20 protein-coding genes are annotated in these 24,877 nt (G+C 66.6%); 17 read left to right on the top strand and 3 right to left on the bottom strand.

Features of this window, described 5'->3' with window-relative positions; genetic code table 11:
• Nucleotides 1-30: 30 nt before the first annotated feature.
• The 7 genes from HU825_RS14750 (at nucleotide 31) to HU825_RS14720 (ending at nucleotide 9,633) form a co-directional block, all read left to right on the top strand.
• On the top strand, nucleotides 31-1,743 hold the full coding sequence (locus tag HU825_RS14750) for an FAD-binding protein (RefSeq protein WP_234302348.1): 1,713 nt from the start codon (nucleotides 31-33) through the stop codon (nucleotides 1,741-1,743).
• A gap of 10 nt (nucleotides 1,744-1,753) precedes the next feature.
• A complete protein-coding gene (locus HU825_RS14745; protein WP_234302347.1) occupies nucleotides 1,754-2,509 on the top strand; it encodes a glucose 1-dehydrogenase in 756 nt (251 codons plus the stop codon).
• A gap of 2 nt (nucleotides 2,510-2,511) precedes the next feature.
• Entirely contained in the window at nucleotides 2,512-3,546 is a 1,035-nt protein-coding gene (locus HU825_RS14740; protein WP_156714538.1) for a ferredoxin--NADP reductase, read from the top strand.
• Nucleotides 3,547-3,562: 16 nt separating this feature from the next.
• Nucleotides 3,563-5,173: a FadD3 family acyl-CoA ligase gene (locus HU825_RS14735; RefSeq protein ID WP_156714537.1), complete on the top strand. Its 1,611-nt coding sequence runs from the start codon at nucleotides 3,563-3,565 to the stop codon at nucleotides 5,171-5,173.
• A 109-nt stretch (nucleotides 5,174-5,282) separates the two neighbouring features.
• Complete coding sequence (locus HU825_RS14730) at nucleotides 5,283-6,944, top strand: DUF1302 domain-containing protein (RefSeq protein WP_234302346.1); 1,662 nt, start codon at nucleotides 5,283-5,285, stop codon at nucleotides 6,942-6,944.
• A gap of 18 nt (nucleotides 6,945-6,962) precedes the next feature.
• Nucleotides 6,963-8,339 (top strand): DUF1329 domain-containing protein, encoded by a 1,377-nt coding sequence (locus HU825_RS14725; protein WP_234302345.1) that lies wholly within the window; start codon nucleotides 6,963-6,965, stop codon nucleotides 8,337-8,339.
• A 67-nt stretch (nucleotides 8,340-8,406) separates the two neighbouring features.
• Nucleotides 8,407-9,633 (top strand): NADH:flavin oxidoreductase, encoded by a 1,227-nt coding sequence (locus tag HU825_RS14720; RefSeq protein WP_234302344.1) that lies wholly within the window; start codon nucleotides 8,407-8,409, stop codon nucleotides 9,631-9,633.
• Nucleotides 9,634-9,837: 204 nt separating this feature from the next.
• Here the strand turns inward: HU825_RS14720 and HU825_RS14715 are convergent, their stop codons facing one another.
• From HU825_RS14715 to HU825_RS14705, 3 genes are all read right to left on the bottom strand, one after another.
• Complete coding sequence (locus HU825_RS14715) at nucleotides 9,838-11,028, bottom strand: acyl-CoA dehydrogenase family protein (protein WP_234302343.1); 1,191 nt, start codon at nucleotides 11,026-11,028, stop codon at nucleotides 9,838-9,840.
• Nucleotides 11,025-12,194 carry an acyl-CoA dehydrogenase family protein gene (locus tag HU825_RS14710; RefSeq protein ID WP_234302342.1) on the bottom strand — a complete coding sequence of 390 codons (1,170 nt, stop codon included), beginning with the start codon at nucleotides 12,192-12,194 and terminating at the stop codon, nucleotides 11,025-11,027. The genes HU825_RS14715 and HU825_RS14710 overlap by 4 nt, the downstream gene beginning before the upstream one ends.
• 72 nt (nucleotides 12,195-12,266) lie before the next feature.
• Entirely contained in the window at nucleotides 12,267-13,052 is a 786-nt protein-coding gene (locus HU825_RS14705) for an enoyl-CoA hydratase (RefSeq protein WP_234302341.1), read from the bottom strand.
• 138 nt (nucleotides 13,053-13,190) lie between these two features.
• Here HU825_RS14705 and HU825_RS14700 point away from each other — a divergent pair, with 138 nt between their 5' ends.
• The 10 genes from HU825_RS14700 (at nucleotide 13,191) to HU825_RS14655 (ending at nucleotide 24,736) form a co-directional block, all read left to right on the top strand.
• Nucleotides 13,191-13,973, top strand: coding sequence for an SDR family oxidoreductase (locus HU825_RS14700; RefSeq protein WP_234302340.1), 783 nt, complete (start codon nucleotides 13,191-13,193; stop codon nucleotides 13,971-13,973).
• A gap of 58 nt (nucleotides 13,974-14,031) precedes the next feature.
• On the top strand, nucleotides 14,032-15,012 hold the full coding sequence (locus HU825_RS14695) for a bifunctional MaoC family dehydratase N-terminal/OB-fold nucleic acid binding domain-containing protein (protein WP_234302339.1): 981 nt from the start codon (nucleotides 14,032-14,034) through the stop codon (nucleotides 15,010-15,012).
• Between the two features lie 9 nt (nucleotides 15,013-15,021).
• Nucleotides 15,022-16,158 (top strand): acyl-CoA dehydrogenase family protein, encoded by a 1,137-nt coding sequence (locus HU825_RS14690; RefSeq protein WP_234302338.1) that lies wholly within the window; start codon nucleotides 15,022-15,024, stop codon nucleotides 16,156-16,158.
• Nucleotides 16,127-16,546 (top strand): MaoC family dehydratase, encoded by a 420-nt coding sequence (locus HU825_RS14685; RefSeq protein WP_054094699.1) that lies wholly within the window; start codon nucleotides 16,127-16,129, stop codon nucleotides 16,544-16,546. The genes HU825_RS14690 and HU825_RS14685 overlap by 32 nt, the downstream gene beginning before the upstream one ends.
• A gap of 19 nt (nucleotides 16,547-16,565) precedes the next feature.
• Nucleotides 16,566-17,744: a lipid-transfer protein gene (locus HU825_RS14680; RefSeq protein WP_156714516.1), complete on the top strand. Its 1,179-nt coding sequence runs from the start codon at nucleotides 16,566-16,568 to the stop codon at nucleotides 17,742-17,744.
• 10 nt (nucleotides 17,745-17,754) lie between these two features.
• Nucleotides 17,755-18,924, top strand: a complete 1,170-nt coding sequence (locus HU825_RS14675; RefSeq protein ID WP_234302337.1) for an acyl-CoA dehydrogenase family protein — start codon at nucleotides 17,755-17,757, stop codon at nucleotides 18,922-18,924.
• Between the two features lie 109 nt (nucleotides 18,925-19,033).
• On the top strand, nucleotides 19,034-20,503 hold the full coding sequence (locus tag HU825_RS14670; RefSeq protein WP_234302336.1) for an FAD-dependent oxidoreductase: 1,470 nt from the start codon (nucleotides 19,034-19,036) through the stop codon (nucleotides 20,501-20,503).
• 93 nt (nucleotides 20,504-20,596) lie between these two features.
• Complete coding sequence (locus HU825_RS14665; protein ID WP_234302335.1) at nucleotides 20,597-21,787, top strand: acyl-CoA dehydrogenase family protein; 1,191 nt, start codon at nucleotides 20,597-20,599, stop codon at nucleotides 21,785-21,787.
• A 10-nt stretch (nucleotides 21,788-21,797) separates the two neighbouring features.
• Entirely contained in the window at nucleotides 21,798-22,925 is a 1,128-nt protein-coding gene (locus tag HU825_RS14660; RefSeq protein WP_234302334.1) for an acyl-CoA dehydrogenase family protein, read from the top strand.
• 107 nt (nucleotides 22,926-23,032) lie between these two features.
• Nucleotides 23,033-24,736, top strand: a complete 1,704-nt coding sequence (locus HU825_RS14655) for a class I adenylate-forming enzyme family protein (protein ID WP_234302333.1) — start codon at nucleotides 23,033-23,035, stop codon at nucleotides 24,734-24,736.
• Nucleotides 24,737-24,877 lie beyond the last annotated feature (141 nt).

Genomic DNA, 24,877 nt, shown 5'->3' with positions numbered 1-24,877 from the left:
GTTCGTTTGAACCTGGCAAGTGAGTCGGACATGCATAACAACAATGAATACGCGGCCACCTGCGACGTCTTGGTGGTCGGTTCGGGCGCGGGGGCGATGACGGCCGCCGTGACCGCGGCAGATCAGGGCCTTTCGGTGCTGATGATCGAGAAGGCCGCCCAGTATGGCGGCACCTCGGCGCTTTCTGGCGGCGGCATCTGGATACCGAACAATCACTATTTCAAGGCCATCGGCGGCGAGGACAGCTATGAACAGGCGATGACCTACTTGAAGGCGTCGGTCGGTGATCGTGTCGATGAGTCACGTCTGCATGCCTACCTGAGCCAGGCGCCGGAAATGATTCGCTACCTGGAACAGCACACCCGTGTGCATTACACCGTGGCGGACAAGTATCCCGACTACTACCCGAACCTGCCCGGCGCTCTGCCGGGTGGCCGTACCCTGGATCCTGAGCTGTTCGATACCAGCGTTCTCGGCGACGAGCTGGAAAACCTCCGTGAGGCCTCGCCGACCACCCTGTTGATGGGCCGTATCGCCTGGACCGCACGCCACGCACACAAGGCCATGGCCAAAACGCCAGGTTGGCGCTTGCTGATCATGTGGCTGATCCTGCGCTACAAGTTCGACTTCGCCTGGCGCCGCAAGACGCGCCGCGACCGCCGCACTGCGCTGGGCAACGCGCTGGTGGCGAGCCTGCGCGCGTCGATGCTCGACCGCGATATCCCGCTGTGGCTGAAGACCGACTTTCGCGAGCTGATCGAGGAAGACGGCAAGGTGGTTGGCGTGGTCGCCGAACGCGATGGCCAGCTGCTGCGTATTCGCGCATTGCGCGGGGTGATACTTGGTGCCGGCGGCTTCGAGCAGAATCAGGCCCTGCGCGAGCGCTACCTGCCGCAGCCGAACAACCACGAGTGGAGTGCCACGCCCAAAGGCAATAACACCGGCGCGGCACTGGAGGCCGGGCAGAAGCTCGGCGCGGCGACCGATCTGCTGGACTGGGCCTGGTGGGCGCCAACCCTGCAGGTGCCGGGCGAAGCCCAGTCGCGCGGCGTGTTCGCCGAGCGCGCCTTCCCAGGCGCCATCGTGGTCAACGGCCATGGCCGGCGCTTCGTCAACGAAGCGGCGCCTTACCTGGAATTCGTCGACGCCATGTACCGCGACAACGAAGTTAGCGGCGGGCAGAGCGTGCCGGCCTGGGTGATCTTCGATGCGAAATTCCGCTTCGGCTACGCGATGGGCCCCTTGATGCCGGCGCAGATCATGCCCGACAGCCGCCTGCGCAAGGAGTGGCTCGGCAGCGTCTACTGGAAGGCCGACAGCCTCGATGAACTGGCCGGGCAGATTGGCGTCGACGCCGCGGGGCTGCGTGAGACCGTGGCGCGGGTCAACCGCTTCGCCAGCTCCGGCGTGGATGAAGACTTCGACCGCGGCGGCAACGTCTTCGACCGCTACTACGGCGATTCCAACGTCAAGCCCAATCCCTGCCTGGCGCCGCTGGCCAAGGGCCCGTTCTACGCCATGCGCATGAACGCTGGCGACATCGGCACCAAGGGCGGGCTGCTGACCAACGCCCAGGCGCAGGTGCTGCGCGAAGCGGACGGTGCGCCGATCCCCGGGCTGTACGCCATCGGCAACACCTCGGCGTCGGTCATGGGCATCCGCTATCCGGGTGCAGGTGCCACTCTCGGTCCGGCGATGACCTTTGGTTACATCGCCGCGCACCACCTGGCCAACAGCCGCTGAGGAGCGACCGATGAATGCACGTCTGCACGGCAAGATTGCCGTGGTGACCGGTGGGGCCAGCGGCATGGGGGCGAGCACGGTGCGCCGGTTTGTCTCCGAAGGCGCCGGGGTATTGCTGACCGATCTCAACGCCGAAGCCGGCCAGCGCCTGGCGCAGGAACTGGGCGAGGCGGTGAGCTTCATCGAGCAAGATGTCAGTGACCCGCAGAGCTGGCAGGCGCTTGGTGCGTACATCGAAGCGCAGCATGGCCGGCTCGACGTGCTGGTCAACAATGCCGGCATCCTCAAGGCCGGCTCGGTGGAGGACACCACGCTCGAGGACTGGCAGCGTCTGATGCGGGTCAATGCCGACAGCGTGTTTCTCGGCTGCCAGACCGCGGTCGCGCTGATGAAGCGTGGCGGCGGTGGCTCGATCGTCAACCTCGCCTCAGTCACCTCCATGGCCGGCAAGCCAGACTACCTGGCCTACAGCGCCAGCAAGGGAGCGATCGCCGCGCTGACGCGCAGTGTCGCGGCCTTCGGCCGGGCACATCGCATCCGCTGCAACTCGGTGCACCCCGATGGCGTGCTGACGCCCATGACCCGCGCGGTCTATCCGGCGGACGTCGACCCGGAACGGCTGACCATCGACGCGGACCCGATGAACCGTGCGTGCCGGCCGGAGGATGTGGCCAACGCCATCGTTTTTCTCGCGTCCGACGAAGCTCGGGCCATCAACGGCATAGAACTGCGCATCGACAGCGGCCAGTTCGTCATGAGTATCTGAGCATGAACGCGCCCGAATACCTCACTCTCACCGTGGCCGAGGTGGTTCACGAAACCGCCGACAGCTGCTCGTTCGTCTTTGACGTACCCGCGGCGCTGGCGGGGCGCTTCAGTTATCGCCCCGGTCAGTTCCTCACCCTGCGCATTCCCCACGGTGACGACTGGCTGCCGCGCTGCTATTCGCTGTCCAGCTGCCCGCTGCATGACGAGCCGCTGCGCGTGACGGTCAAGCGCGTGACCGACGGTCGCGGCTCCAACTGGCTGTGTGACCGGCTCAGCGTCGGCGACAGCGTGCAGGTGTTGCCGCCGGCCGGCGTGTTCGTGCCGAAGACGCTGGACACCGACCTGTTGCTGTTCGCTGGCGGCAGCGGCATCACGCCGGTGCTGTCGATCCTGCGCGCAGCGCTGAAGGAGGGCAGGGGGCGCATCCGTCTGGTCTATGCCAATCGCGACGAAAACTCGGTGATCTTCCGCGATCTGCTGCGTCAGCTGGCACTGCATCACCCGACGCGGCTACAGGTCATTCACTGGCTCGACAGCGTCCAGGGCCGGCCTTTGCCCGAGCAGTTGGCGGCCTTTGCCGAAGGCTTCGCCCAGGCCGAGGCGTTCATCTGCGGCCCGGGGCCGTTCATGGACGGTGCGGTGGCCGCGCTCAAGGCCGCCGGCTTGCCAAGCCAGGCGGTGCATGTCGAACGCTTCGTGTCGCTGCCCGGCGAAGGCGAGCAGTCAACTGAGTCGGTCGTCGAGCATGCCGGCGCCCTGGCCGCTCGGCTGACCGTGGAGCTGGACGGCGAGCGACATAGCCTCGATTGCCAGCCGGGCGAGCTGTTGCTGGCGGCCATGCGCCGCGAGGGCCTGCAGCCGCCGCATTCCTGTCTGGTCGGCGCCTGCGCGTCGTGCATGTGCACGCTGGTGGAGGGCGAGGTGGAACTCCTGGCCAACGAGGCGCTGGATGCAGACGAGCTCAAAGAGGGCTGGACGCTGGCCTGCCAGGCCATCGCACTGACCTCCAACGTTCACCTGCGCTTTCCCGACTGACCGAGCAGAGACCGACATGACCGTGCTGATTTCCCCCTCGAACGAAACCCGAGACGGCGCCGCTGACGTCGCACAGACCCTGCCACAGCTGATGTTCGCCGCGGCCCAGGTGCATGCCGGCCGCGTCGCGCTGGAGGATGGCGAGCGGCGCATCGATTACCGCGAGCTGCCCGAGCAGGTTCTCGCCGTCACCCGTGGCCTGATGGCCGTGGGGGTCGAAGCCGGCGACCGCGTGGCCATCTGGGCGCCGAACTCCATCGACTGGGTGGTGCTCGCCCTGGGCCTGCAATGCGCCGGTGCCGTGCTGGTGCCGCTCAATACCCGTATGAAGGGCGCCGAGGCCGCCGATATCCTCGCGCGCAGCGGTACGCGCCTGCTGTTCGTCGAAGGGCAGTTTCTCGGCGCGGATTACCCGGCGATGCTGGCGCCGTATCGCCCCGCCAGCCTGGAACAGGTGGTCACACTCGACAGCACCGCGGCCGCGGCGACCGATCTGACCCTTGCCGAACTCCGCGCACGCGGCGAGGACGTTCCGCTCGAAGCGGCCCGCGCCCGTGCGCTGGCGGTACGTCCGGATGACCTCAGCGATCTGCTCTACACCTCCGGCACCACCGGCAAACCCAAGGGCGTAATGAATGCGCACGGGCAGAGCCTGCTCGCCTTCAGTGAGTACGTGCGGATCATCGGGCTACGGCCGGGCGATCGCTACCTGATCGTCAACCCGTTCTTTCATTCGTTCGGCTATAAGGCCGGCTGGCTGACCTGTTTGCTTGCCGGCGCGACCATCCTGCCGCACCCGGTGTTCGACGCCGAGGCGATCTTCGAGCGTGTCGCCCGCGAGCGCATCACCGTACTGCCCGGGCCGCCGGCGCTGTACCTGTCGATGCTCGCCCATCCGCGCCTGCAAAGTGCCGATCTGGGCAGCCTGCGCATCGCGGTGACCGGCGCCTCGACCATTCCGCCGCAGCTGATCGAGCGCATCCGCAACGAGCTTGGCTGCAGCGTGGTGACCACCGCCTACGGGCTGACCGAATGCGGTGGCCTGGCGACCATCTGCGACCCGCGCGAGCCCGCGGAAATCATCGCCGGCACCAGTGGCCAGCCGATTCCCGGCACCGAAGTGCGCATCGTCGATGCACATAACCGGCCGCTGCCGGCGGACGAGAACGGCGAGATCTGCCTGCGGGGCTTCCATGTAATGCAGGGCTATTTCGATGACCCGGCAGCCACGACGGAGGCGATCGACGCCGAGGGCTGGTTGCACACCGGCGACGTCGGCAGTCTCGACGCGAGCGGCAACCTGCGCATCACCGGGCGCCTGAAGGACATGTTCATCGTCGGCGGCTTCAACTGCTACCCGGCCGAGATCGAAGCCGCGCTGGGCGAACACCCGGATATCGCGCTGGTAGCGGTGTTGGGTATTCCCGATGCGCGCATGGGCGAGGTGGGTTGTGCCTGCGTGGTGCGCAAGGCCGGCGCGACGCTGGATGAAGCCGAACTGATCGCCTGGTCCCGCGAGCGCATGGCCAACTACAAGGTGCCGCGCCGCGTGGTGTTCTACGAGCAGCTGCCGACCAATGCCTCGAACAAGATCGACAAGCTGAAACTGGCTGCCGAACTGGCCTGACAAACCGCTGCGCCTTCGTCCGTATGGACCATGTGGCGCGGCCTGGCAGTTCTGATACTGCGTCTGCACCTCTCGAAGGGCATCGGTTGGATGGCTTAAGGAGCAGACCTTGAACAACAAGAATAAGGTAATCGGGTACGCCGGCGTGCCGAGCCGGCAAGGGCGGCTGGTGCTGGCCCTTTCCGGCTTGGCGGTGAGTTCATCGGCGCTGGCGTTGCCCACCGTCGAGTTCGACAACGGGCTGGTGCTGCAATCGCAGATCACCGCCAACTACACGCTGTCGGTGCGGACCGCCAGCCCCTCCAGCGAATACCTGGCGGACCTCAACAACGACGACGGCACGCGCAACTTCGACAAGGGCAACCTGATCAACAATCGGCTGAGCCTGTTCGGCGAAATCATCGCGCGCAAGGACAACTATGGCGCCGTACTGCGCGGCAGCCACTTCTACGACGACGTCTACAAGAACAGCAACGACAACGACTCGCCGCTGACGGTGAACAAGACCGGCGACTATCGCGAATTCACTTCGCGTACGCGCAAGGACAGCGGCAGCAAGGCGCGGCTGCTGGATGCCTACGTTTTCGGCGACTTTCCGCTGGGCGAGCAGCAGTACCTCTCGGTCAAGGCCGGTCGGCACCTGCTGGCCTGGGGCGAAAGCCTGTTCTGGCCGAATATCAGCCAAGGTCAGGCGCCGGTCGACGCTACCAAGTTCAACGTGCCGGGCACCGAAGCCAAGGACGCCTACCTACCTGTTGGCCAGGTTTCGGCAGCCTGGTCGCTGAACGAACAGCTGACCCTGACCGGCTTCTACCAGTACGAGTGGGAGCCGACCCTACTCAACCCGGTGGGCGACTACTTTGGCTCGGACTACTTCGGCCCGGGCGCTGAGTTCTATCGGCTCGCACCTGGAGTGATCAGTAGCCTGCCGGACGCCACGTTCACCGCGCTGACCTACGCCGGTGATGACAAGCCGCGCGATTCGGGGCAGTGGGGCGTGGGGCTGCGCTATTCGCCGACCTTCAGCACCGAGTTCGGCCTGTATCACTACCGCTACCACGACCGCGTCGCCGCGATGTTCTTCGATTTCACCGGCACCACGCGCTATTCCTCGGCGCCCGGGCTCGACGGGCTGGGCTACGGTCCCGGCGTGCCGAGCTACAAGTTCGGCTACTTCGAAGACATCAAGCTGACCGGCCTGAGCTTCACCACCAAGTACCGCGACGTGCAGATCGGCGGCGACATGAGCCTGCGCCAGGATGCCCCGGTGTACCTGAGCAACGGGGCGCCCACCACCGGCGATCTGCTGATGACCAACCTGAACTTCATGTACATGCTCGGGCCGAACCGCTTCGCCCACCAGACCACGCTGATGGGCGAGCTGCTCAACGAGCGCATCCAGCGCGTCGACACGCTGCAGGTCAGCGGCGGTGGGGCCGGCATCGATGGCGCCTACGACGACTTTGAGTACGACGGCCAGACCCGCTCCAGCACCTTGCTCGGCCTGGGCGCCTACTTCGATTACCCGGGGCTGTTCAGCGGCTGGGATCTGAACACCCGCGTGGTCTGGATGCAGACCCTCGACGGCAGCGGCACCCAGGGCCTGGGGCGCGACGAGAAGCGCCTGACCCTCGGTGCCGACTTCAAGTATCTCGGCAACTTCCAGGTCGGTGCGACCCTGGTCAACTACCTCTCCTCGCCGAGCATCGAGCACGGCCGGCTGCTGGCCGACCGCGACTACCTCTCCTTCAACGTCAAGTACACGTTCTGATCGGATAAGGGACTACTTATGCACCTTGTAAAACGAAACCTGCTGCTCGGCCTGGCCTTGCAGTTCGGGCTGGCCGGCGTCGCTCTGGCCGCCGCCAGCGAAGCGGAAATCGCCCGTCTGGGCCAGGACCTGACCTGTGTCGGCGCCGAGAAGGCCGGCAATGCCGACGGCAGCATTCCGGAATGGTCCGGAAAATGGCTGGGCGTGCCGCCGCACGTCACCTTTACTGCCACGGGCGAGCATCCGATCGACCCTTACCCGGACGACAAGCCGCTGTTCGTGATCACCGCGCAGAACATGGCCGAGCACGAAGCGCGGCTGTCCGACGGGCAGAAGGCGCTGTTCGCCAAATACCCGGACAGCTTCCGCATGCCGGTCTACCCGTCGCGGCGTGATTTCCGCATGCCCGACAGCGTCTGCCAGGCGACCCTGGAGAACGCGCGCAGCGCCAAGTTGGTGAGCGACGGGGAGGGTATCGAGGCCACCACCGGCGGCATTGCGTTTCCCTTCCCGAAGACCGGTCTGGAACTGCTCTGGACGTCGAGCTTCTACACCTACCGGCCCTGGACCGAAGAGCTCACGTCTGATAACGCCTATGTGCTGGTCGACGGCAAGATCAACTGGGGGCGGGTGAAGTCCCGCAACCTGGCGCCGCACCTTAAGCCTGGCCATGTCGCTCCGCAGACGGGGCAGTCGTCGTTCTACCTCAACGAGACGCTGCTGCCTGAGCGTGACCGCGGCGAGATCAACACCGGCATGGAGTTCTGGAATCACCAGACCCAGCCGCGCCAGAGCTGGCGCTACGACCCGGGCACGCGGCGGGTCCGCCAGGCGCCCGAGTACGGCTTCGATATGCAGTTTCCCGGCACGGGTGGGTCGATCACCGTCGACGAGGTGCGCATCTTCAACGGCTCGCCGCAGCGCTACGACTGGCGCATCGTCGGCAAGAAAGAGATCTACGTGCCCTACAACGCCTACCGCGTGCATTCGCCGGAAATCAGCTACGCCGAACTCCTGACACCCGGCCATGCCAACCCCGAGCACATGCGCTACGAGCTGCACCGCGTATGGGTGCTCGAGGGCACGCTCAAGGAGAACTACCGGCACCTGTACGGCAAGCGCGTGATGTACGTCGACGAGGACAGCTGGCTGATGCTCATGGGTGACAACTACGACACCCGTGGCGGCCTGTGGCGCACCTCGATGGTGAACTACTTCTACGCCTACGAGGCCCAGACCTGGCAGGCCGGCGCGGGCTTCTACCACGACCTGCTGTCGGGCACCTACCTGGGCTTCAACCTGGTCAACGAGCAGCCGCAGGCCTATGTGCTCAACCGCGGCAAGCTGACCGAGCGCAACTTCGGCCCCGAAGCGGCGCGCCGCTCCGGGCTGTAGTGCAACTGCCGGCGCACCCGCAAGGGGCGCCGGCTTTTTCTCGTCCAGCGATCTCACAGGTCCCGCCATGAATGGACAATCCCTGTCTCCCTTTACACCGCTGCGCATCGGCCCGCTGACGCTCAGGAACCGCTTCATCAAGGCCGCCACCAACGAGGGTATGTCGATTGACGGCGTACCGAGCAAGCAGCTGGTGCGCTTCCACGAGTCGATGGCCGCCGGCGGCGTGGCCATGACGACCCTGGCCTATTGCTCGGTTAGCCTCGATGGCCGAACCCTGCCGGGGCAGATCGTGCTGCAGCCCGACAGCCTGCCGCACCTGCGTGTGTTGACCGACGCAGTGCATCGCCACGGCGGTGCGGCGTCCGCGCAGATCACCCACGGCGGCTGCTTCACCTTTCTGCGCGAACGCGCTACGCCGCGACCGCTGTCGGCCAGTGGCGGCTTCAACAAGATCGGCATGCTCAGCGGGATGTTCCGCAAACAGGCGATGCGCGAAACCGACATGAACCGCGTCATCGGCGACTTCGTCCAGGGTGCGCGGCTGGCCCGCGAGGCGGGCTTCGATGCGGTGGAAATCCACATGGGCCACGGTTACCTGCTCAGCCAGTTCATTTCGCCGCTGTACAACAAGCGCCGCGACGAATACGGCGGCAGTCTGGAAAACCGGATGCGCTTTCCGCGTCAGGTCCTGCGTGCGGTGCTGAATGCGGTGGGTAACGACTTGGCCGTGCTGTGCAAATACAGCATCACCGACGGCGTCAGGGGCGGTAACCGCCCGGAGGACGGCGTCGCCATCGCCCGCCTGCTGGAGCGCGAAGGTGCGCACATGCTGGTGCTCAGTGCCGGCATGAACGCCGAATCGATCACCACCATGTTCGGCTCCTCGTTTCCCAAGGAGAACCGGGTGCGCCCGAGCAACCCGCTGGTCGCCGCCGCCATGGCGATCCAGCAGCTGCGTGAGCCGGTGGTGGACTTTCGCGAGCTGTATTTACTGGATCATTCGCGGCGGATTCGTCAGGCCGTCACGTTGCCGCTGGCCTACCTGGGCGGGGTGACCAGCCTGCAGGGAACCCGTCAGGTATTGGCCGAGGGCTTCGATGCACTGGCCCTGGGGCGAGCGCTGATCGCCGAGCCGGACCTGGTGGCCAAGTTCGCCTCCGGCGCTTCGAAGCGCGGCATCTGCACGGCCTGCAACCGGTGCGTGGCTATGATGTACACCCCAGGTGGCACCAGCTGCGTTCTTGGTGCGCCTGGAGATGCAGTGCTCAATGCGCAGGCGGCGGCTTCATGAAATCCGTGAAGCCTGTTGTTCTGGCGCGAGAGAAGCAGGGCGAATCCTGCCATCCGCCAACCCGATAGTTGGACGGCACGCCGAACGTGGAGTGCGGTTGTCGGTGGATGGCTTCGGCCATCCACCCTACGACTAACCTGCAGTTGTTCAATGAGAAAGGCCCGGCCAAATGGCCGGGCCTTTCTATATCCAGCGTGAGCATACCTACTGCACCCGCGGCTCGCGCGGCATGCCCAGCGCCCGCTCGGCAATGATGTTGCGCTGGATCTCGTTACTGCCGCCGTAGATGGTGTCGGCGCGGGTGAACAGGAACAGCGACTGCAGGCGCGACAGCTCGTACGGCCCGCCGTCGAGAATTTCCGCCTGCGGCCCGAGTACGTCCATCGCCAGCTTGCCCAGTTCGGCGTGCCAGGTAGACCAGGCCAGCTTGTAGATCGTCGCCTCCCGGCGCAGGCTGCCGTCCTGCGGTCCGGACAGCATACGCAGCGAGTTGTAGCGCAGCACCCGCAGGCCTGCCCAGGCCTGGGCGAGGCGCTGGCGGATCAGCGGGTCCTCGGAGGCACCGTTGCGTTTGGCCAGGCGGATCACTTCGTCCAGCTCATTCTGGAACTGCATCTGCTGACCGAGGGTCGACACGCCGCGCTCGAAGCCCAGCAGGGCCATGGCGATCTTCCAGCCGTCGCCCGGGGCGCCGATCATGCAGCTCGCCTCGGTCTGGGCATCGTCGAAGAACACCTCGTTGAATTCGCTGGTACCGGTGATCTGCTGGATCGGTTGTACCTTGATGCCGGGCTGGTCCATCGGCACCAGGAGGAACGAGAGCCCATGGTGGCCGCGACTGTCCGGATCGGTGCGTGCCAGCACGAAGCACCAGTCCGACTCGTGGGCGAGAGAGGTCCAGACCTTCTGGCCGTTGATCAGCCACTTGCCGCTCGTCTCGTCGAAGCGTGCGCGCGTCTTTACTGCCGCCAGGTCCGAGCCGGCGCCGGGTTCGGAATAACCCTGGCACCAGAACTCACGGCCCCCCAGGATGCCAGGCAGGAAGCGTGCACGCTGTTCATCGCTGCCAAAGGCCACCAGGGTCGGACCGATCAGGCCTTCGCCGATGTGGCCCATGCGCCCCGGGCCGCCGACACGTGCGTACTCCTCGTAGAAGATCACCTGCTGGCTTATCGACAGGCCGCGCCCGCCGTAGGCGCTCGGCCAGCCGAGGCCGATCCAGCCGCCACGGGCGAGTTCGCGCTCCCAGGCTTTACGCTCCTCGGGGAACATGTGCTCATCCCCTGGGCCACCACGGAAACGCAGCGGTTCGTAAGGTCCGCACAGGTGTTCGGTCAGCCAGTCGGCGACCTCCTGGCGAAAGGCCTCGTCTTCGGCACTGAATCCGATCTTCATGCGTATTGCTCCAGAATCAGGTGGGCCAGGCGCTCGCGGTGCTGGGCCGGCGTGCCAAGCAACTGTTCGCCGGCGCGGGCGCGTTTGAAGTACAGGTGCGGGTCATATTCCCAGGTGAAGCCGACGCCGCCATGCAGCTGGATCGACTCGGCGGCGCAGTGCATGAAGGCTTCGCTGGCGTGAATCTTGGCGATCGCGCTGGCTTCGCCCAGCTCGCCGGCGATCACGGGGTCACCGGCCGGGTCGAGCGCCTCGCGGGCCACGCATGCCGCGTAATAGCAGGCCGAGCGCGCACTCTCGATCTCCAGCATGAGGTCGGCGCAGCGATGTTTGATCGCCTGGAAGCTGGCGATGGGGCGGCCGAACTGCTGGCGCTCGTTCAGGTAGACGAGCGTCAGGTCCAGGCACTGCTGGGCGCTGCCGGTCTGCTCGCAGGCGAGCGCGATGGCGCCCAGCTGCAGCGTTTGCTCGAGCAGCTGAGCGCCATCGCTATCGGTATGCAGGCAATCATCGGCCGACACCTGGACGGCTCCGAACACGACCCGGCCCAGGCGCCGGGTCTGGTCGAGCGTCGGCAGTGCCTCGCGGCTGACACCGCGCCCGTTAGCCGGCACGGCGAACAGGCCAATGGCCGCGTTTTCACTTGCCGGCAGGCGCGCAGCGACAATCAGCAGATCGGCCTCGGCGCCGTCGACTACCGCGTCGCAGACTCCATCCAGACGCCAGCCGTCACCTTCGGCCACCGCCTGCACGTTCTGGTCGAGCAGATGGCCCGCCCGTGAACCGGCCGAGCAGGCGAGGGTAGCGGTCAGGCTGCCACTGGCGAGCTCGTGCAATAGGCGCGCCTGTAATTCGGCATTGTGGCTCAGCAGCAGGGCGGGGATGGCGAGACAGGCGCTGGCGAAGAAAGGCGAGCCGAGCAGGCGGCGGCCCATCTGCTCCAGCAGGATGGCCTGCTCGACGAAGCCAAGTCCGAGACCGCCGTGTTGTTCCGGTACGATCAACGCCGGCCAGCACAGCTCCCCGGCGATCTGGCGCCACAGCTCGCCGCTGTAGCCGTCACGTTCCATGGCCGCACGCACGGCGGCCGAGTCCGAGGCCTTGGCGAGAAAGCCAGCGGCGCTTTCCTGAATCATCAGTTGTTCATCGCTCAGCGCGAAATCCATCGTCAGGCTCCTAAGGGGCTTCGTTGGCGGCAGCCTACGGCGCGCCCCGGGAGGCGGAATCCCCGAAACGGACTATCTGCCTTCGAAGGCCGGGCGGCGCTTGTCGAGAAACGCTTGCATGCCTTCCTTCTGATCGCGAGAGGCGAACAGCAGTGCGTTGGCTTTGCGCTCCAGCGCCAGGCCGGCGTCGAGCGAGGCGTCCATGCCGGCGAGGATGACCTCCTTGATCTGTTCGGCGGCCAGCGGCGGCATGGCGGCGATCAGCCGGGCCTGCTCCAGGGCGTGCTCCTGCACCTGCTCGTCGGCGACCACCTCGCTGACCAGCCCGGCGATACAGGCTTCCTCGGCGCTTATCGGGCGTCCGGTGAGGGCCATCTGCATCGCCTTGGCCTTGCCCACCGCACGCACCAGGCGTTGCGTGCCGCCGATGCCGGGCATGATGCCGATGCGGATTTCCGGCTGGCTGAAGCGAGCGCTCTGGCCGGCGATGATGATGTCGGCGTGCATTGCCAGTTCGCAGCCGCCGCCGTAGGCATAGCCGCACACCGCGGCGATCACCGGCTTGGGACAGTGCTGGATGGGCGCCCAAACCCGTTCGGTATGGCGCTGCAGGATCTCGATCGGACCGACGCCAGCCATGCTGGAGATATCGCCACCGGCGGCGAACACCTGCTCGCCGCCGGTCAGCAGGATGCAGCGCACCGAGGCGTCGTCAGCCAGTTCGCTGAAGTACCGGGCCAGCAGCGCCTGCAGTTCCAGGCTCAGGGCGTTGTTCACCGCCGGGCGGTTCAGGCGCAGGCGGGCAACGCCTTCGGCGGGACGATCGATCAGGACGCTGCGTTCTTCTGCTTGGCTCATGACGGCCCAGCTCCTCAGGCGAATAGTTGCCGCGATTGTTCGGTGCGGGCTTGGTCGACTCATCGTCCGTTCAGACGACGAGCCGCCTCGGCCAGGTCAATACAGTGGGGCCATTGCTGCTTGCACGAGGACTGAGCGATGGATGCCCCAGCAGACCTGAATTTTTTCGACAAGACCGTACTGGTGACCGGCGGCACCAAAGGCATCGGCGCGGTGATCGCCAGCCGCTTTCTGGCGGCCGGGGCGAATGTGGTGGTCTGCGGCCGCCAGGCGCCGGAGCGTCTGCCTGAAGGTGGCGGCCGGGTGGCCGAGTTCATCGCCGTCGACGTGCGCGACCTCGACTCGTTGGTGGCGCTGTTCGCCGCCATCGACGAGCGCTACGGGCGCCTCGACGTACTGATCAATAACGCCGGTGGCAGCCCGGCCGCCGAGGCCGCTACCGCCTCGCCGCGGTTCCACGAGGGGATCATCCGGCTGAATCTGATCGCGCCGTTGAACGTCGCCCAGCAGGCCAACCGGCTCATGCAGCGCGATGGCGGCGGGGTGATCCTGTTCATCGGTAGCGTTGCCGCGCTACGCCCGTCGCCGGGTACTGCGGCTTACGGTGCGGCCAAGGCCGGGGTGCTGGCGCTGGTCAGTTCGCTGGCGGTGGAGTGGGCACCGAAGGTGCGCGTCGCGGCGATCAGTCCCGGCCTCATTCGCACCGAACAATCGCACCTGCACTACGGCGACGAGGCCGGCATCCAGGCGGTGGGCCGCACTATCCCGGCCGGCCGCATGGGCGAGCCGGACGACATCGCCAATGCCTGCCTTTTCGCGGCCTCGCCCATGGCGACCTATTTCAGTGGAACCAACCTGCTGCTGCACGGCGGTGGCGAGAAACCCGCGTTTCTCGATGCCGCCAACGCCGACCAGCATTGATGCAACCCCGGTGATGCCGCCGGCGGCGGCGTCCAGACAGATCCATCAGGAGGCTAACTTGGCTGATCAAGAGCTGATAGAAAAACTGCAGGCCACAGTCGGGCGCGAGTACGGCCGGGTGAACGCCTGGGATGCGGTCAACGCGCCGATGATCCGCCACTGGTGCGAGGTCATGGGCATCGACAATCCGCTGTATACCGACCCGGCCGCCGCGCGCGACGCCGGCTACCCGGATGTGGTGGCGCCACCGGCCATGCTGCAGGTCTGGGGGATGGCTGGCCTGGATCTGGACAACTTCGCCCCGGGCTCCACCGCCGCCAACGTCTTCGAGATCCTCAAGGACATCGAGGCCTACGGCTACCCGGGCGTGGTCGCGGTGAACTCGGAGCTGAGCTTCGACCGTTACCTGCACGTGGGCGAGCGCCTGTACTACAACAGCCGCATCGACCACATCAGCGAGGAAAAGACCACCGCCCTGGGGACTGGCTTCTTCGTCACGGCGATCATGACCTACTTCGTCGAGCAGGAAGAGGGCGACGACGAGCGCGTCGGCGAGCTGCTGTTTCGCGTATTCAAGTTCAAGCCCGCCGAGCGCCCGAAGGCCGCCGAGCCGGCCGCGGCGGAAACCGAAGCGCCCAAGGCGATGCGCCCGCTACCGGGCATCAGCGACGACAGCCGCTTCTTCTGGGATGGCTGCCGCGAGGGCAAGTTGCTGATCCAGCGCTGTACCGCCTGCCAGACCCTGCAGCATCCGCCGGCTCCGGTGTGCAGCACCTGCCACAGCTTCGAGCTGGACCACGTGCAGGCCAGCGGGCAGGGCGAGCTGTATTCGTTCGTGGTCATGCACTACCCGGAAGTCGCCCCGTTCGACCACCCCAACCCCATCGGCCTGGTCGAGCTCGACGAAGGCGTGCGCCTGGTCGCCGGGCTGGTCGGCGTGGAGCCGGGGGAACTGAAGGTCGGCCAGCGCCTGCAGGTCGAATTCAACACCTTCGACGAGCGGCTGACGCTGCCCCAGTTCCGGCCCGTAGCCGGTTAAGGAGGCCTCATGGATTTCTCGTTCAGTGACGAGCAGCGCGCCATCGCCGAAATGGCGGACGGGCTGTTTCGTGATTACTGCACCGATGATCGCCTGCGCGCCTGGGAGCTGTCGGGCGAGCCGTACATGGGTGAGCTGTGGCAAACCTGCATCGAAACCGGGTTGCATGCGCTGGGGATACCGGAAGCGAACGGCGGCAGCGGGCTCAACATGACCGACTTGCTCTGCGTGCTGCAGGCCCAGGGCGCGAGCCTGGCTCAGGTACCGCTTTGGCAGCATCAGCTGTCGGCCGCAGCCTTGGCGCAATGGGGCGATCAGGCGCACGCCGGTCTGGTGGCCCAAGCCGCGGAGGGCAGTGTGCTGTTTTCGCTGTCTCTTGCCGGGCTGGCCGCGGGGCGGGGCATCGGCCTGCAGATAACAGAGGTGGCTGGTCAACTGACCTTGTCCGGGGCGGTGGGCGCGGTGCCCCTGGCTTCCCAGGCCGACCGTTTGTTAGTGGTGGCCGAATGCATCGAGGGGCCCCGGCTGGTGCTGCTGGACCCGTGTGGCGAAGGCATCGAGCGTGTCGAAGGCGTGGCCAACCATGGCCTTGCCGTCGCCGACCTGCATTGCCGCGACGTGCGGCTGACGCCTGAACAGGTGCTGCCGGCTGCTGCGCTGGGCTGGCTGGAGCAGCGCGCCATCGCCGCCACGGCGGCCCTGCAGCTGGGCGTCAGCGAAGAGCAAATTCGTCGCACCGTGGCCTATGTCAGCGAGCGGCGCCAGTTCGATCGCGCCATCGGCTCTTTCCAGGCGGTGCAGATGAGCATGGCCGACTCCTACATCGTCCTCGAAGCGCTGCGCTCATCGCTCTATCAGCTCTGTTATCGCCTGGAGCAGAACCTGGGCAGCGATTCGGAGGCGCTCTCCACGCGCTACCTGGCGTGCGAAGCCGGCCACCAGATCGGCCACAAGACGCAGCACGTCCACGGTGGCATCGGCGTCGATCTGACCTACCCGATCCATCGCTACCTGTACTGGAGCCGTGACCTGGGCCAGAGCCTGGGCGGACCTGCCGCCACCCTCGACCGACTCGGACAGTGGCTTGCCAATAACGACACGCTGGGATGGAAATATGACCTCGAAGAAAACCAAGGCATTCGCTGACGTCACCCTCGGCGAAAAACTGCCGGAAAAACAGATACCGATCACCGTAACCCTGGTTGCCGGCGGCGCCATCGCCACCCGCGACTACGTACCGGTGCACCACGACGTCGAGGCGGCGCGTGCTCAGGGCGCCCCGAATGTGTTCATGAACATCCTCACCACCAGCGCGCTGGTGCAAGGCTTCATCGAGCAGTGGAGCGGGCCGCAGGCGCGCTTCTCGGACCTGAAGATCAAACTCGGTGCGCCCAATTTTCCGGGCGACAGCATGACCTTCAGCGGTGAAGTGAGCGAGCGCGACGAAGCCGCAAAGCGCGTCGTCGTCAGCCTCAAGGGCAGCAATTCCATGGGCAACCACGTGACCGGAACGGTCACCGTGGCCCTGCCATGATCAACCGGAGGCAGTGTTCATGAGCCAACCCAATCTTTCCGGTCAGGCCGCCATCGTCGGCCTGGGCGCTACAGAATTTTCCAAGAACTCCGGGCGCACCGAGCTGCGCCTGGCCATGGAGGCGACCCTCGCTGCGCTGGAGGATGCCGGCATCGACCCCAAGGAGGTCGACGGCTTCAGCAGCTATACCCTGGACAAGGTACCTGAATTCGAGATCGCCCGGCTGCTCGGCTGCGAGCAGGTGCGCTTCTTCTCGCAGATCCCGCATGGCGGCGGCGCCGCCTGTGCGCCGATCATGCACGCGGCGATGGCGGTGGCCACCGGCGTGGCCAAGACCGTGGTCGTCTACCGGGCGATGAACGAGCGCTCCTGGTATCGCTTCGGCAACGGCAGCTACGGCTTCGGCAACACGCCGATCTTCGAGAACGTCAACTACGGCTGGTACATGCCCCATGGGCTGCACACGCCGGCCTCGTGGATCGGCATGTTCGCCCAGCGTTACATGCACACCTATGGCGCCACCTCGGAGGATTTCGGCCGCGTTGCCGTGGCGGCGCGCGATTTCGCCGCGACCAACCCGAACGCCTTTTTCTATGGCAAGCCGATCACCCTCGAAGAGCACCAGGCCTCGCGCTGGATCTGCGAGCCGTTGCACCTGCTCGATTGCTGCCAGGAGTCCGACGGCGCGGTGGCGATGGTCATCACCTCGGCCGAGCGCGCCCGTGACCTCAAGCAGAAGCCGGTGATCATCAAGGGCGCCTCGCAGGGCATGGCGCCGGGGCAGCAGTCGATGACCTCGTTCTACCGCGACGACATCACCGGCCTGCCGGAAATGGGCGTGGTGGCCCGCGAGCTCTACCGCCAGGCCGGCGTCGGCCCGGACGCGATCCAGACCGCGGTGATCTACGACCACTTCACACCGTTCGTGCTGCCGCAGCTCGAAGCGTTCGGCTTCGCACCGAAGGGCGAAGCCAAGGAATTCGTCCGTGCGGGGCACCATGCGCGTGGCGGCAAGCTGCCGATCAACACCCACGGTGGGCAGATCGGCGAGGCCTACATCCACGGCATGAACGGCGTGGCCGAGGGCGTGCGCCAGGTGCGTGGCAGCGCCGCCAACCAGGTCGACAACGTCGAGCACGTGCTGGTCACCGCCGGCACCGGGGTTCCCACGAGCGGCCTGATTCTCGGCGTGGCCTGAGGAGAGCGAAATGTTCGTTGATCTAACCGAAGAGCAAAGGGCGCTGCGCCTGAAGGTGCGCGACTACTTCAACCAGCTGATCAGCCCCGAGCTGCGCATGCGGATGCGCGGCACCGAGGGCGGCGAGGAATATCGCCGGCTCATCCGGCAGATGGGTGCCGACGGCTGGCTGGCGGTAGGCTGGCCCAAGGAGTACGGCGGGCAGGGCTATGCCGCGACCGAGCAGTTGATCTTCTTCGAGGAAGCCAACATCGCCGGCGCACCACTGCCGTTCGTGACCATCAGCACGGTCGGCCCGGCGCTGATGGAACATGGCACGCCGTTGCAGAAGGAGCGCTTCCTGCCGGGGATCGCGGCCGGTGAGATCCATTTCTCCATCGGCTACTCCGAACCCGGCGCCGGCACGGACCTGGCCACGCTGAAGACGCATGCGCGCCTGGAGGGCGACCACTTCGTGGTCAACGGCAACAAGCTGTGGACCTCAGGCGCCGGCAACGCCGATTTCATCTGGCTGGCCGCGCGCACCAACCCCGAGGAGCCGCGCCACAAGGGCATCTCGATCCTGATCGTCGATACCCGCGACGAAGGCTTCTCGCACACGCTGATCCCGACCTGCAGCATGCCGACTACGGCCACCTACTACGACAACGTCAAGGTGCCGAGGGAGATGCTGGTGGGCGAACTGCACCAGGGCTGGCGCTTGATCACCTCGCAGCTCAACCATGAGCGGCTCGGCCTCGGCGCCTGGGGCGACAAGGTGGTCGGGCTGTTCCGCCGGGTCTATCTCTGGGCGCGCACGCGCGACGAGAACGGTCGGCGCGCTACCGACCAGCCCTGGGTGCGTCAGCTGCTCGCCGAGTGCTATGCGCGGACCGAAGCCATGCGCCTGATCAACTTCCGCATCGCCGCGGAGCTGGAGCAGGGCCGGATGGACGTTGCGCTGGCCTCGACCACCAAGGTCTACGGTTCGGAGTCGGTCATCGAGATCCTGCGCAAGCTCACCGAAGTGGCCGGTGCGAACGGGCTGGTGCGCCCCGGCAGCTCGGCGGCATTCCTGCTCGGCGAGCTGGAGTACGAGGTACGCGAAGCGGTGACGCAGACCTTCGGCGGCGGGGTGAACGAGCTACAGCGCGAACTGATCGCCCAGTTCGGCCTCGGCATGCCGCGCACCTCCCGCTGAACGTGGTGCCGGAGCTTCCGGCACCGATACTTGCCGCCGGTGATCGCCTCGTGCGTCACCGCCGGTTGTTGGCTTCTCCATAACAAGATGAATTCAGATGGAGTCTGTCATGGACCTTTCCTTTTCCCCCGCGCGGCCCTGCCGCATCGAAGACGTGCCCGCCTGGGACATCGAGACCGATGTGGCGGTCGTTGGCTTTGGCGCCGCCGGCAGCTGCGCGGCGATCGAGGCGCGCCGCGCCGGTGCCGAGGTGCAGATATTCGAGGTGGCCTCGGCCGCAGGCGGCAGCGCGGCGCTGTCCGGTGGCGAGGTGTACGTCGGCGGCAACGGCGGAACGGATGTCCAGCGCGCGGCGGGCTTCAGCGACGACACCGAGGATTTCTATCGTTACCTGATGATGGCCGGCGGCCCCGCCGCTGATGCCGAGCGGGTGCGCCTGTACGCCGAGCAGGCGGTCGACCACTTCGGCTGGTTGCGCGAGCAGGGTGTGCCATTCAAGGGCACTTATCTGCCGGGCAAGTGGATCGAGCCGACCACGGACGACACTCTGTTGTGGTCCGGTAACGAGAAGGCCTGGCCCTTCAGCGCCGTCGCCCAGCCGGCACCGCGCGGCCACACCGCCCAGTTCGTTGGCTGGGGTGGCGGCAAGGTGCTGATGGAAACGCTGTGCGGGCGGGCGCTCGAACTCGGTGCCCAGGTGCACTACGGCGCCCGTGCACTGACCCTGGTGATCGACCGGCACGGCGCGGTCTGCGGGCTGGTGGTGCGCCTGGACGGCGCACCGCGCTTCGTTCGTGCACGTCAGGGCGTGATCCTCTGCGCCGGCGGCTTCATCGCCAACCCGGACATGGTTCGCCGCTTCGTGCCGGCGGCCGAGGCCTGCGGGCAGCTGGTCACCGCCGGCAACGACGACGGCAGCGGCATTCGCATGGGCATCGCCGTGGGCGCCGCCGCGCTCAACATGCAGGAGTTCTTCGCCACCTTGCCGTTCTTTCCGCCCGAGTCCCTGGTCAAGGGCATTTTCGTCAACGCAAGTGGCCAGCGCTTTATCAATGAAGACGCCTACCACGGGCGGGTTGCCCACTATGTGCTGCGCCAGCCGGAAGGTCGCGCCTGGTTGCTGGTGGACAACGGAATCTTCGGCCGGCCGATGTTGCAGCCGGACATTCCGATCGCCGCTGTCGGCGAAAGCTGGGAGGAGGTCGAGGTCGAACTGGGTCTGCCGACTGGCGCCCTGGTGCATACCGTTGAAGCCTTCAATCGCGAGGCCAGCCAAGGGCGCGACCCCCTGCTGCACAAGGCCGGCGAATGGCTCCGTCCGTTGACCGAGCCGCCGTTCGCCGCGCTGAGCTACTGCAGCGGCGACTTCGGTGCGCATGCCTTCACCCTCGGCGGGTTGGCCACACGACCGACCGGCGAAGTGCTGGATGCCGATGGCCAGCCGATCGCCGGGCTCTACGCCGCGGGGCGCACGGCCTGCGGGTTGCCGCGCTGGGGCGAGGGCTACAGCTCGGGTCTGTCGCTCGGCGACTCGACGTTCTTCGGTCGCCAGGCCGGGTTGCGTGCCGCCTCGGCATGAGCCGCAAGGCCGGGCTCGTCCATCCGGACGACGCGCCGGCCGCAACCCGACCGTAGATTCATTCCCATACGCCCCGACTCACAAGGACATGCGATGAGCACTATCGAGCAGTTCCGCGAAGAAACCCGGGCCTGGCTGGAAGCCAACTGCCCCGCGTCGATGCGCACCCCGATGCCCGAGGACGAACTGATCTGGGGCGGCCGCGAGATTCAATTCAAGAACGACGACCAGCGCCTGTGGTTCGAGCGCATGCGCGACAAGGGCTGGTTCGCCCCGGACTGGCCGACCGAATACGGCGGTGGCGGCCTCGACGCCGAACAGGCGGCGGTGCTGAGCAACGAGATGCGCCGCCTGGGCTGCCGCCCGCCGCAGATCAACCTCGGCATCTGGATGCTCGGGCCGGTGCTGCTGGAGTTTGGCAGCGACGAGCAGAAGCGCGAGCTGCTGCCGCCGATGGCGCGCGGCGAGACGCGCTGGTGCCAGGGTTTCTCCGAGCCCAACGCCGGCTCCGACCTGGCCAGCCTGAAGACCAGCGCGCGCGAGGAGGGCGACGACTTCATCGTCAACGGCAGCAAGATCTGGACCTCCTACGGCAACAAGTCCGACTGGATGTACGCGCTGGTGCGCACCGGCCCGCAGCAGCCCAAGCACGCCGGCATCAGCCTGCTGGTGCTGGACATGAAGTCGCCGGGCGTGACCGTCACCCCGATCGACCTGATCAGCGGCAAATCCTCGTTCTGCCAGGTGTTCTTCGATGAGGTGAGGGTGCCGAAGAAGAACCTGATTGGCCCGCTCAATGGTGGCTGGACGCTGGCCAAGGCGCTGCTGCAGCACGAGCGCAAGGCCATGTCCAAATTCAGCGAATCGGCGCTGCCGACGCACTTCGACCTGGCCGCGCACCTGCGCGAGTACCTGCCCGAGCCGGCATGTGCTGCCGAAGTCGCGCTGCAGCAGCGCGCGCTGGCCTGCCTGATGGACGAGCACGCCTTCCGCCTGACCAACCGGCGCATGCTCGAAGGCATGCGCGCCCGGGAGGACATGTCCGGCGTCATGGCCATCTCCAAGCTGGTGCATTCCGAGCAGGAGCGCGACAAGTTCGAGCTTCTTCTCGACCTCATGGGCCAGCAGGGCCTCGGTTTTTCCACCCAGGCCCACCGCGAACGCGAGGTGGCGATGACCGCCGCCTGGCTGGCGAGCTTTGCCCAGACCATCGCCGGGGGCTCCTCGGAAGTGCAACTGAACGTCATCGCCAAGCGCGTGCTTGGCCTGCCGGATAGCAAGTGAGGAGACTGCCGTGAGCCTGGTTTACAACGAAGAACAACGACAGCTGCGCGACAGTGCCCGTGACTTTCTCGCCGCCCGTGCGCCGGTGGCCCTGCAGCGACGCCTGCGTGACGACGGCGTCGCGCTCGGTTTCGACGACGCCGCCTGGCGCGGCATGCTCGAACTCGGCTGGAGCGCGGTCGCCTTTCCCGAGGAGGTCGGCGGGCTGGCCTTCGGCTTTGCCGGCTACGCGCCGATCTTCGAGGAGCTGGGGCGCCACCTGAGCGCCTCGCCGCTGCTGTCCAGCGTGGTGCTGTGCGGCAGCCTGATCGAGGCGCTGGGCGGCGACAGCCAGCGCGAGACGCTGCTGCCGGCGCTGATCGCTGGCGAACAGCGCTTTGCCCTGGCGCTGGAGGAGGGGACACGGCATGCACCCGAGGCGGTCCGCCTGCAGGCCGTCGAGGAGGCCGACGACTTCGTCCTCGCCGGGCGCAAGTGCTGGGTGCTCGACGCGCGCGAAGCGGACGTCTTTGTCACCGTCGCCCGGCTCGAGGATGGCGAACTGGCCCTGTTTCTCGTTCCGGCTGATGCCGAAGGTCTGCACCTGACACCGATGGACCTGGTCGACTCGCGCAATCACGCCACCCTGGCCTTCGACAGCGTGCGCGTGCCGGCGTCGGCGCGCCTTGGCGGGGGCGACACCCGTCAAGCGCTAGCCGATGCACTGGACCGCGGCCGCGCCTGCCTGGCCGCCGAGCTGCTCGGCATGGCTGAGCGCGCCTTCGAGATGACAATTGAGTACCTGCGCACGCGGGTGCAGTTCGACGCGCCCATCGGTTCCTTCCAGGCGCTGCAGCACCGCGCGGCACGCCTATACGTCGAGCTGCAGCTGGCGCGCAGCGCCGTGATGGCGGCGTTCGAAGCGCTGCAGGACGAGCGGATCGACGCCCTTGAGCGCGCACGCCTGGCCAGCCTGGCGAAGTGGAAGATGAACGAGGCCGCCCAGCGCATCAGTAACGAAGCGGTACAAATGCACGGTGGCATCGGCGTGACCGATGAGTACGATCTTGGCCTGTATCTCAAGCGCATCCGCGTGGCGCAGGCCTGCCTGGGCGATTCGGACTTCCATGTCGAACGCTACGGCAAGACGCTGGACTGAGCGTTGCGCCGCGGCGTGCGCGGCGTACCCACAAAAACAACAATGACCGAAGGGCCGCGACAGGGCACCGCTTGCCCGGCCGGGGCCTGGTGACAGGGGAACGGCAGATGAAGGAGCAATTCCAGCAGTGGCAACAGGCGTGGCAGCAGCTCATTGCACCGGGCGCACCGTTCGAGGTGGTCGGTGCCGATAGCGGCAGCCGACACTTTCGCAATGCGCCGGCGCATCTGGTCGAGGCGGTGCAGGCCGGCCGGGCGTTCGCCGAGCGGCCATTCCTGCGCTGGCAGGAGCAGCGGCTGAACTATGGCGAGTTCTACCAGGCCGTCGACCGCCTGACCGCGCACCTGATGCGCACCCTGGGCGTGCGCCCCGGGCAGCGGGTCGCCATCGCCATGCGCAACCGGCCCGAGTGGCTGGTCAGCTTCATCGCCACGGTGCAGGCCGGCGCGGTGCCGGTACCGCTCAATAGCTGGGGGCTGCGCGCCGAGATTCTCAACGCCCTGGAAGATGTCGACGCCTCGTTGTTGATCTGCGATCAACCGCGGCTGGCGCTTGTCGCCGATGTGCTGCCGGCGCGCAGCGTGCAGGCTCTGCTGGTCGATGGCGAGGCGGGCGAGGGCGTGTACAGCTACGCGGCATTGCTCGGCGAGCCGGTGGAAGCGGTCGATCCGCACGCGCCGGCGCCGGAAGATCCGGCGCTCATCCTGTTCACCTCCGGTACCACGCAGCGCGCCAAGGCCGTGGTCTCGTCGCACCGGGCAGTCAGCCAGGCGCTCTACGCGCTGGAATTCCAGAGTGCGTTCGCCGGCATGACCTCCTACGAACGCATTCGCCCGCTGCTCGAATCCGGGCTGCAGCCGACGCTGCTGCTGGCGGTGCCGCTGTTTCACGTCAGCGGCCTGCATGCGATGTTCCTCAATGCACTGCGTAGCGGCCGGCGCATCGTGATGATGTACAAGTGGGATGTCGACCAGGCGCTCGAACTGGTGGCCCGCGAGCGCTGCACCCAGTTCAGCGGTGCGCCGGTGATGATGCAGCAGCTGCTGGCGCATCCGCGTTTCACCAGCGAGGCTGCCAGCAGCCTGATGGGGCTCGGCCTGGGTGGCGGTGCCGCGTCCGCGGGCCTGCTCGATCAGCTGATTGGGTTGAAGCCTGCCGCGCTGGCCGGCGCCGGCTACGGCCTGACCGAGAGCAACGGGATTGGCGCCGCCTATGCCGGCAACCAGTTCGTCGCCCGCCCCGGTAACGCCGGTTGGGCATTGCCGATCGTCGATATCCGCATCGGCGGCGACCCCAACCAGTCCTTGCCGCCGGGCCAGGCCGGGCCGATCTGGTTGCGCACGCCCACGCTGATGCAGGGCTATCGCAATCGCCCGGAGGAAACCGCCGAGACGCTGCGTGATGGCTGGCTGTTCACCGGCGACGTCGGTCTGATCGACGAAGACGGCTTCCTGCACATCACCGACCGCATCAAGGACCTGATCATTCGCGGTGGCGAGAACATCTCCGCGCAGGAGATCGAGCATTGCGCCAGCAGCCACCCCGAGGTGAGCGAGGCGGCGGCCTTCGCCATGCCGGACGAGCAGATGGGCGAGTGCGTCGCCCTGGTGGTCTGCCTGCAGCCGCAGGCCCGCCTGAATGAAGCGCAGCTGCGCAGCCACATGGCCGAACGCCTGGCCGCCTACAAACTGCCCACACACCTGCTGCTGGTCCGCGAACCGCTGCCGCGCAATGCCATGGGCAAGCTGGTCAAGCAGGAGATCAGACAGCTGCTGCAACCCACGCCCGAGGCTCTTCGCAGCCTGGCCTAGCAGCGCCTCACGCAGCGGCGCTGCAGGCTGCTGCGCGATGATGCGTGCTCTCCATCGATCGCGCCGCTCCCTTCATTCGGCCCGCCCCGGGCGGAATCCTTCGTGGTCGACCAAGCGGTCAATTTAGCGACGATTTATCAG

The sequence above is a fragment of the Pseudomonas phenolilytica genome (assembly GCF_021432765.1).
GTDB classification, from domain to species: Bacteria; Pseudomonadota; Gammaproteobacteria; order Pseudomonadales; family Pseudomonadaceae; genus Stutzerimonas; species Stutzerimonas phenolilytica.
This window is presented reverse-complemented; position numbering and strand designations above follow the sequence as displayed.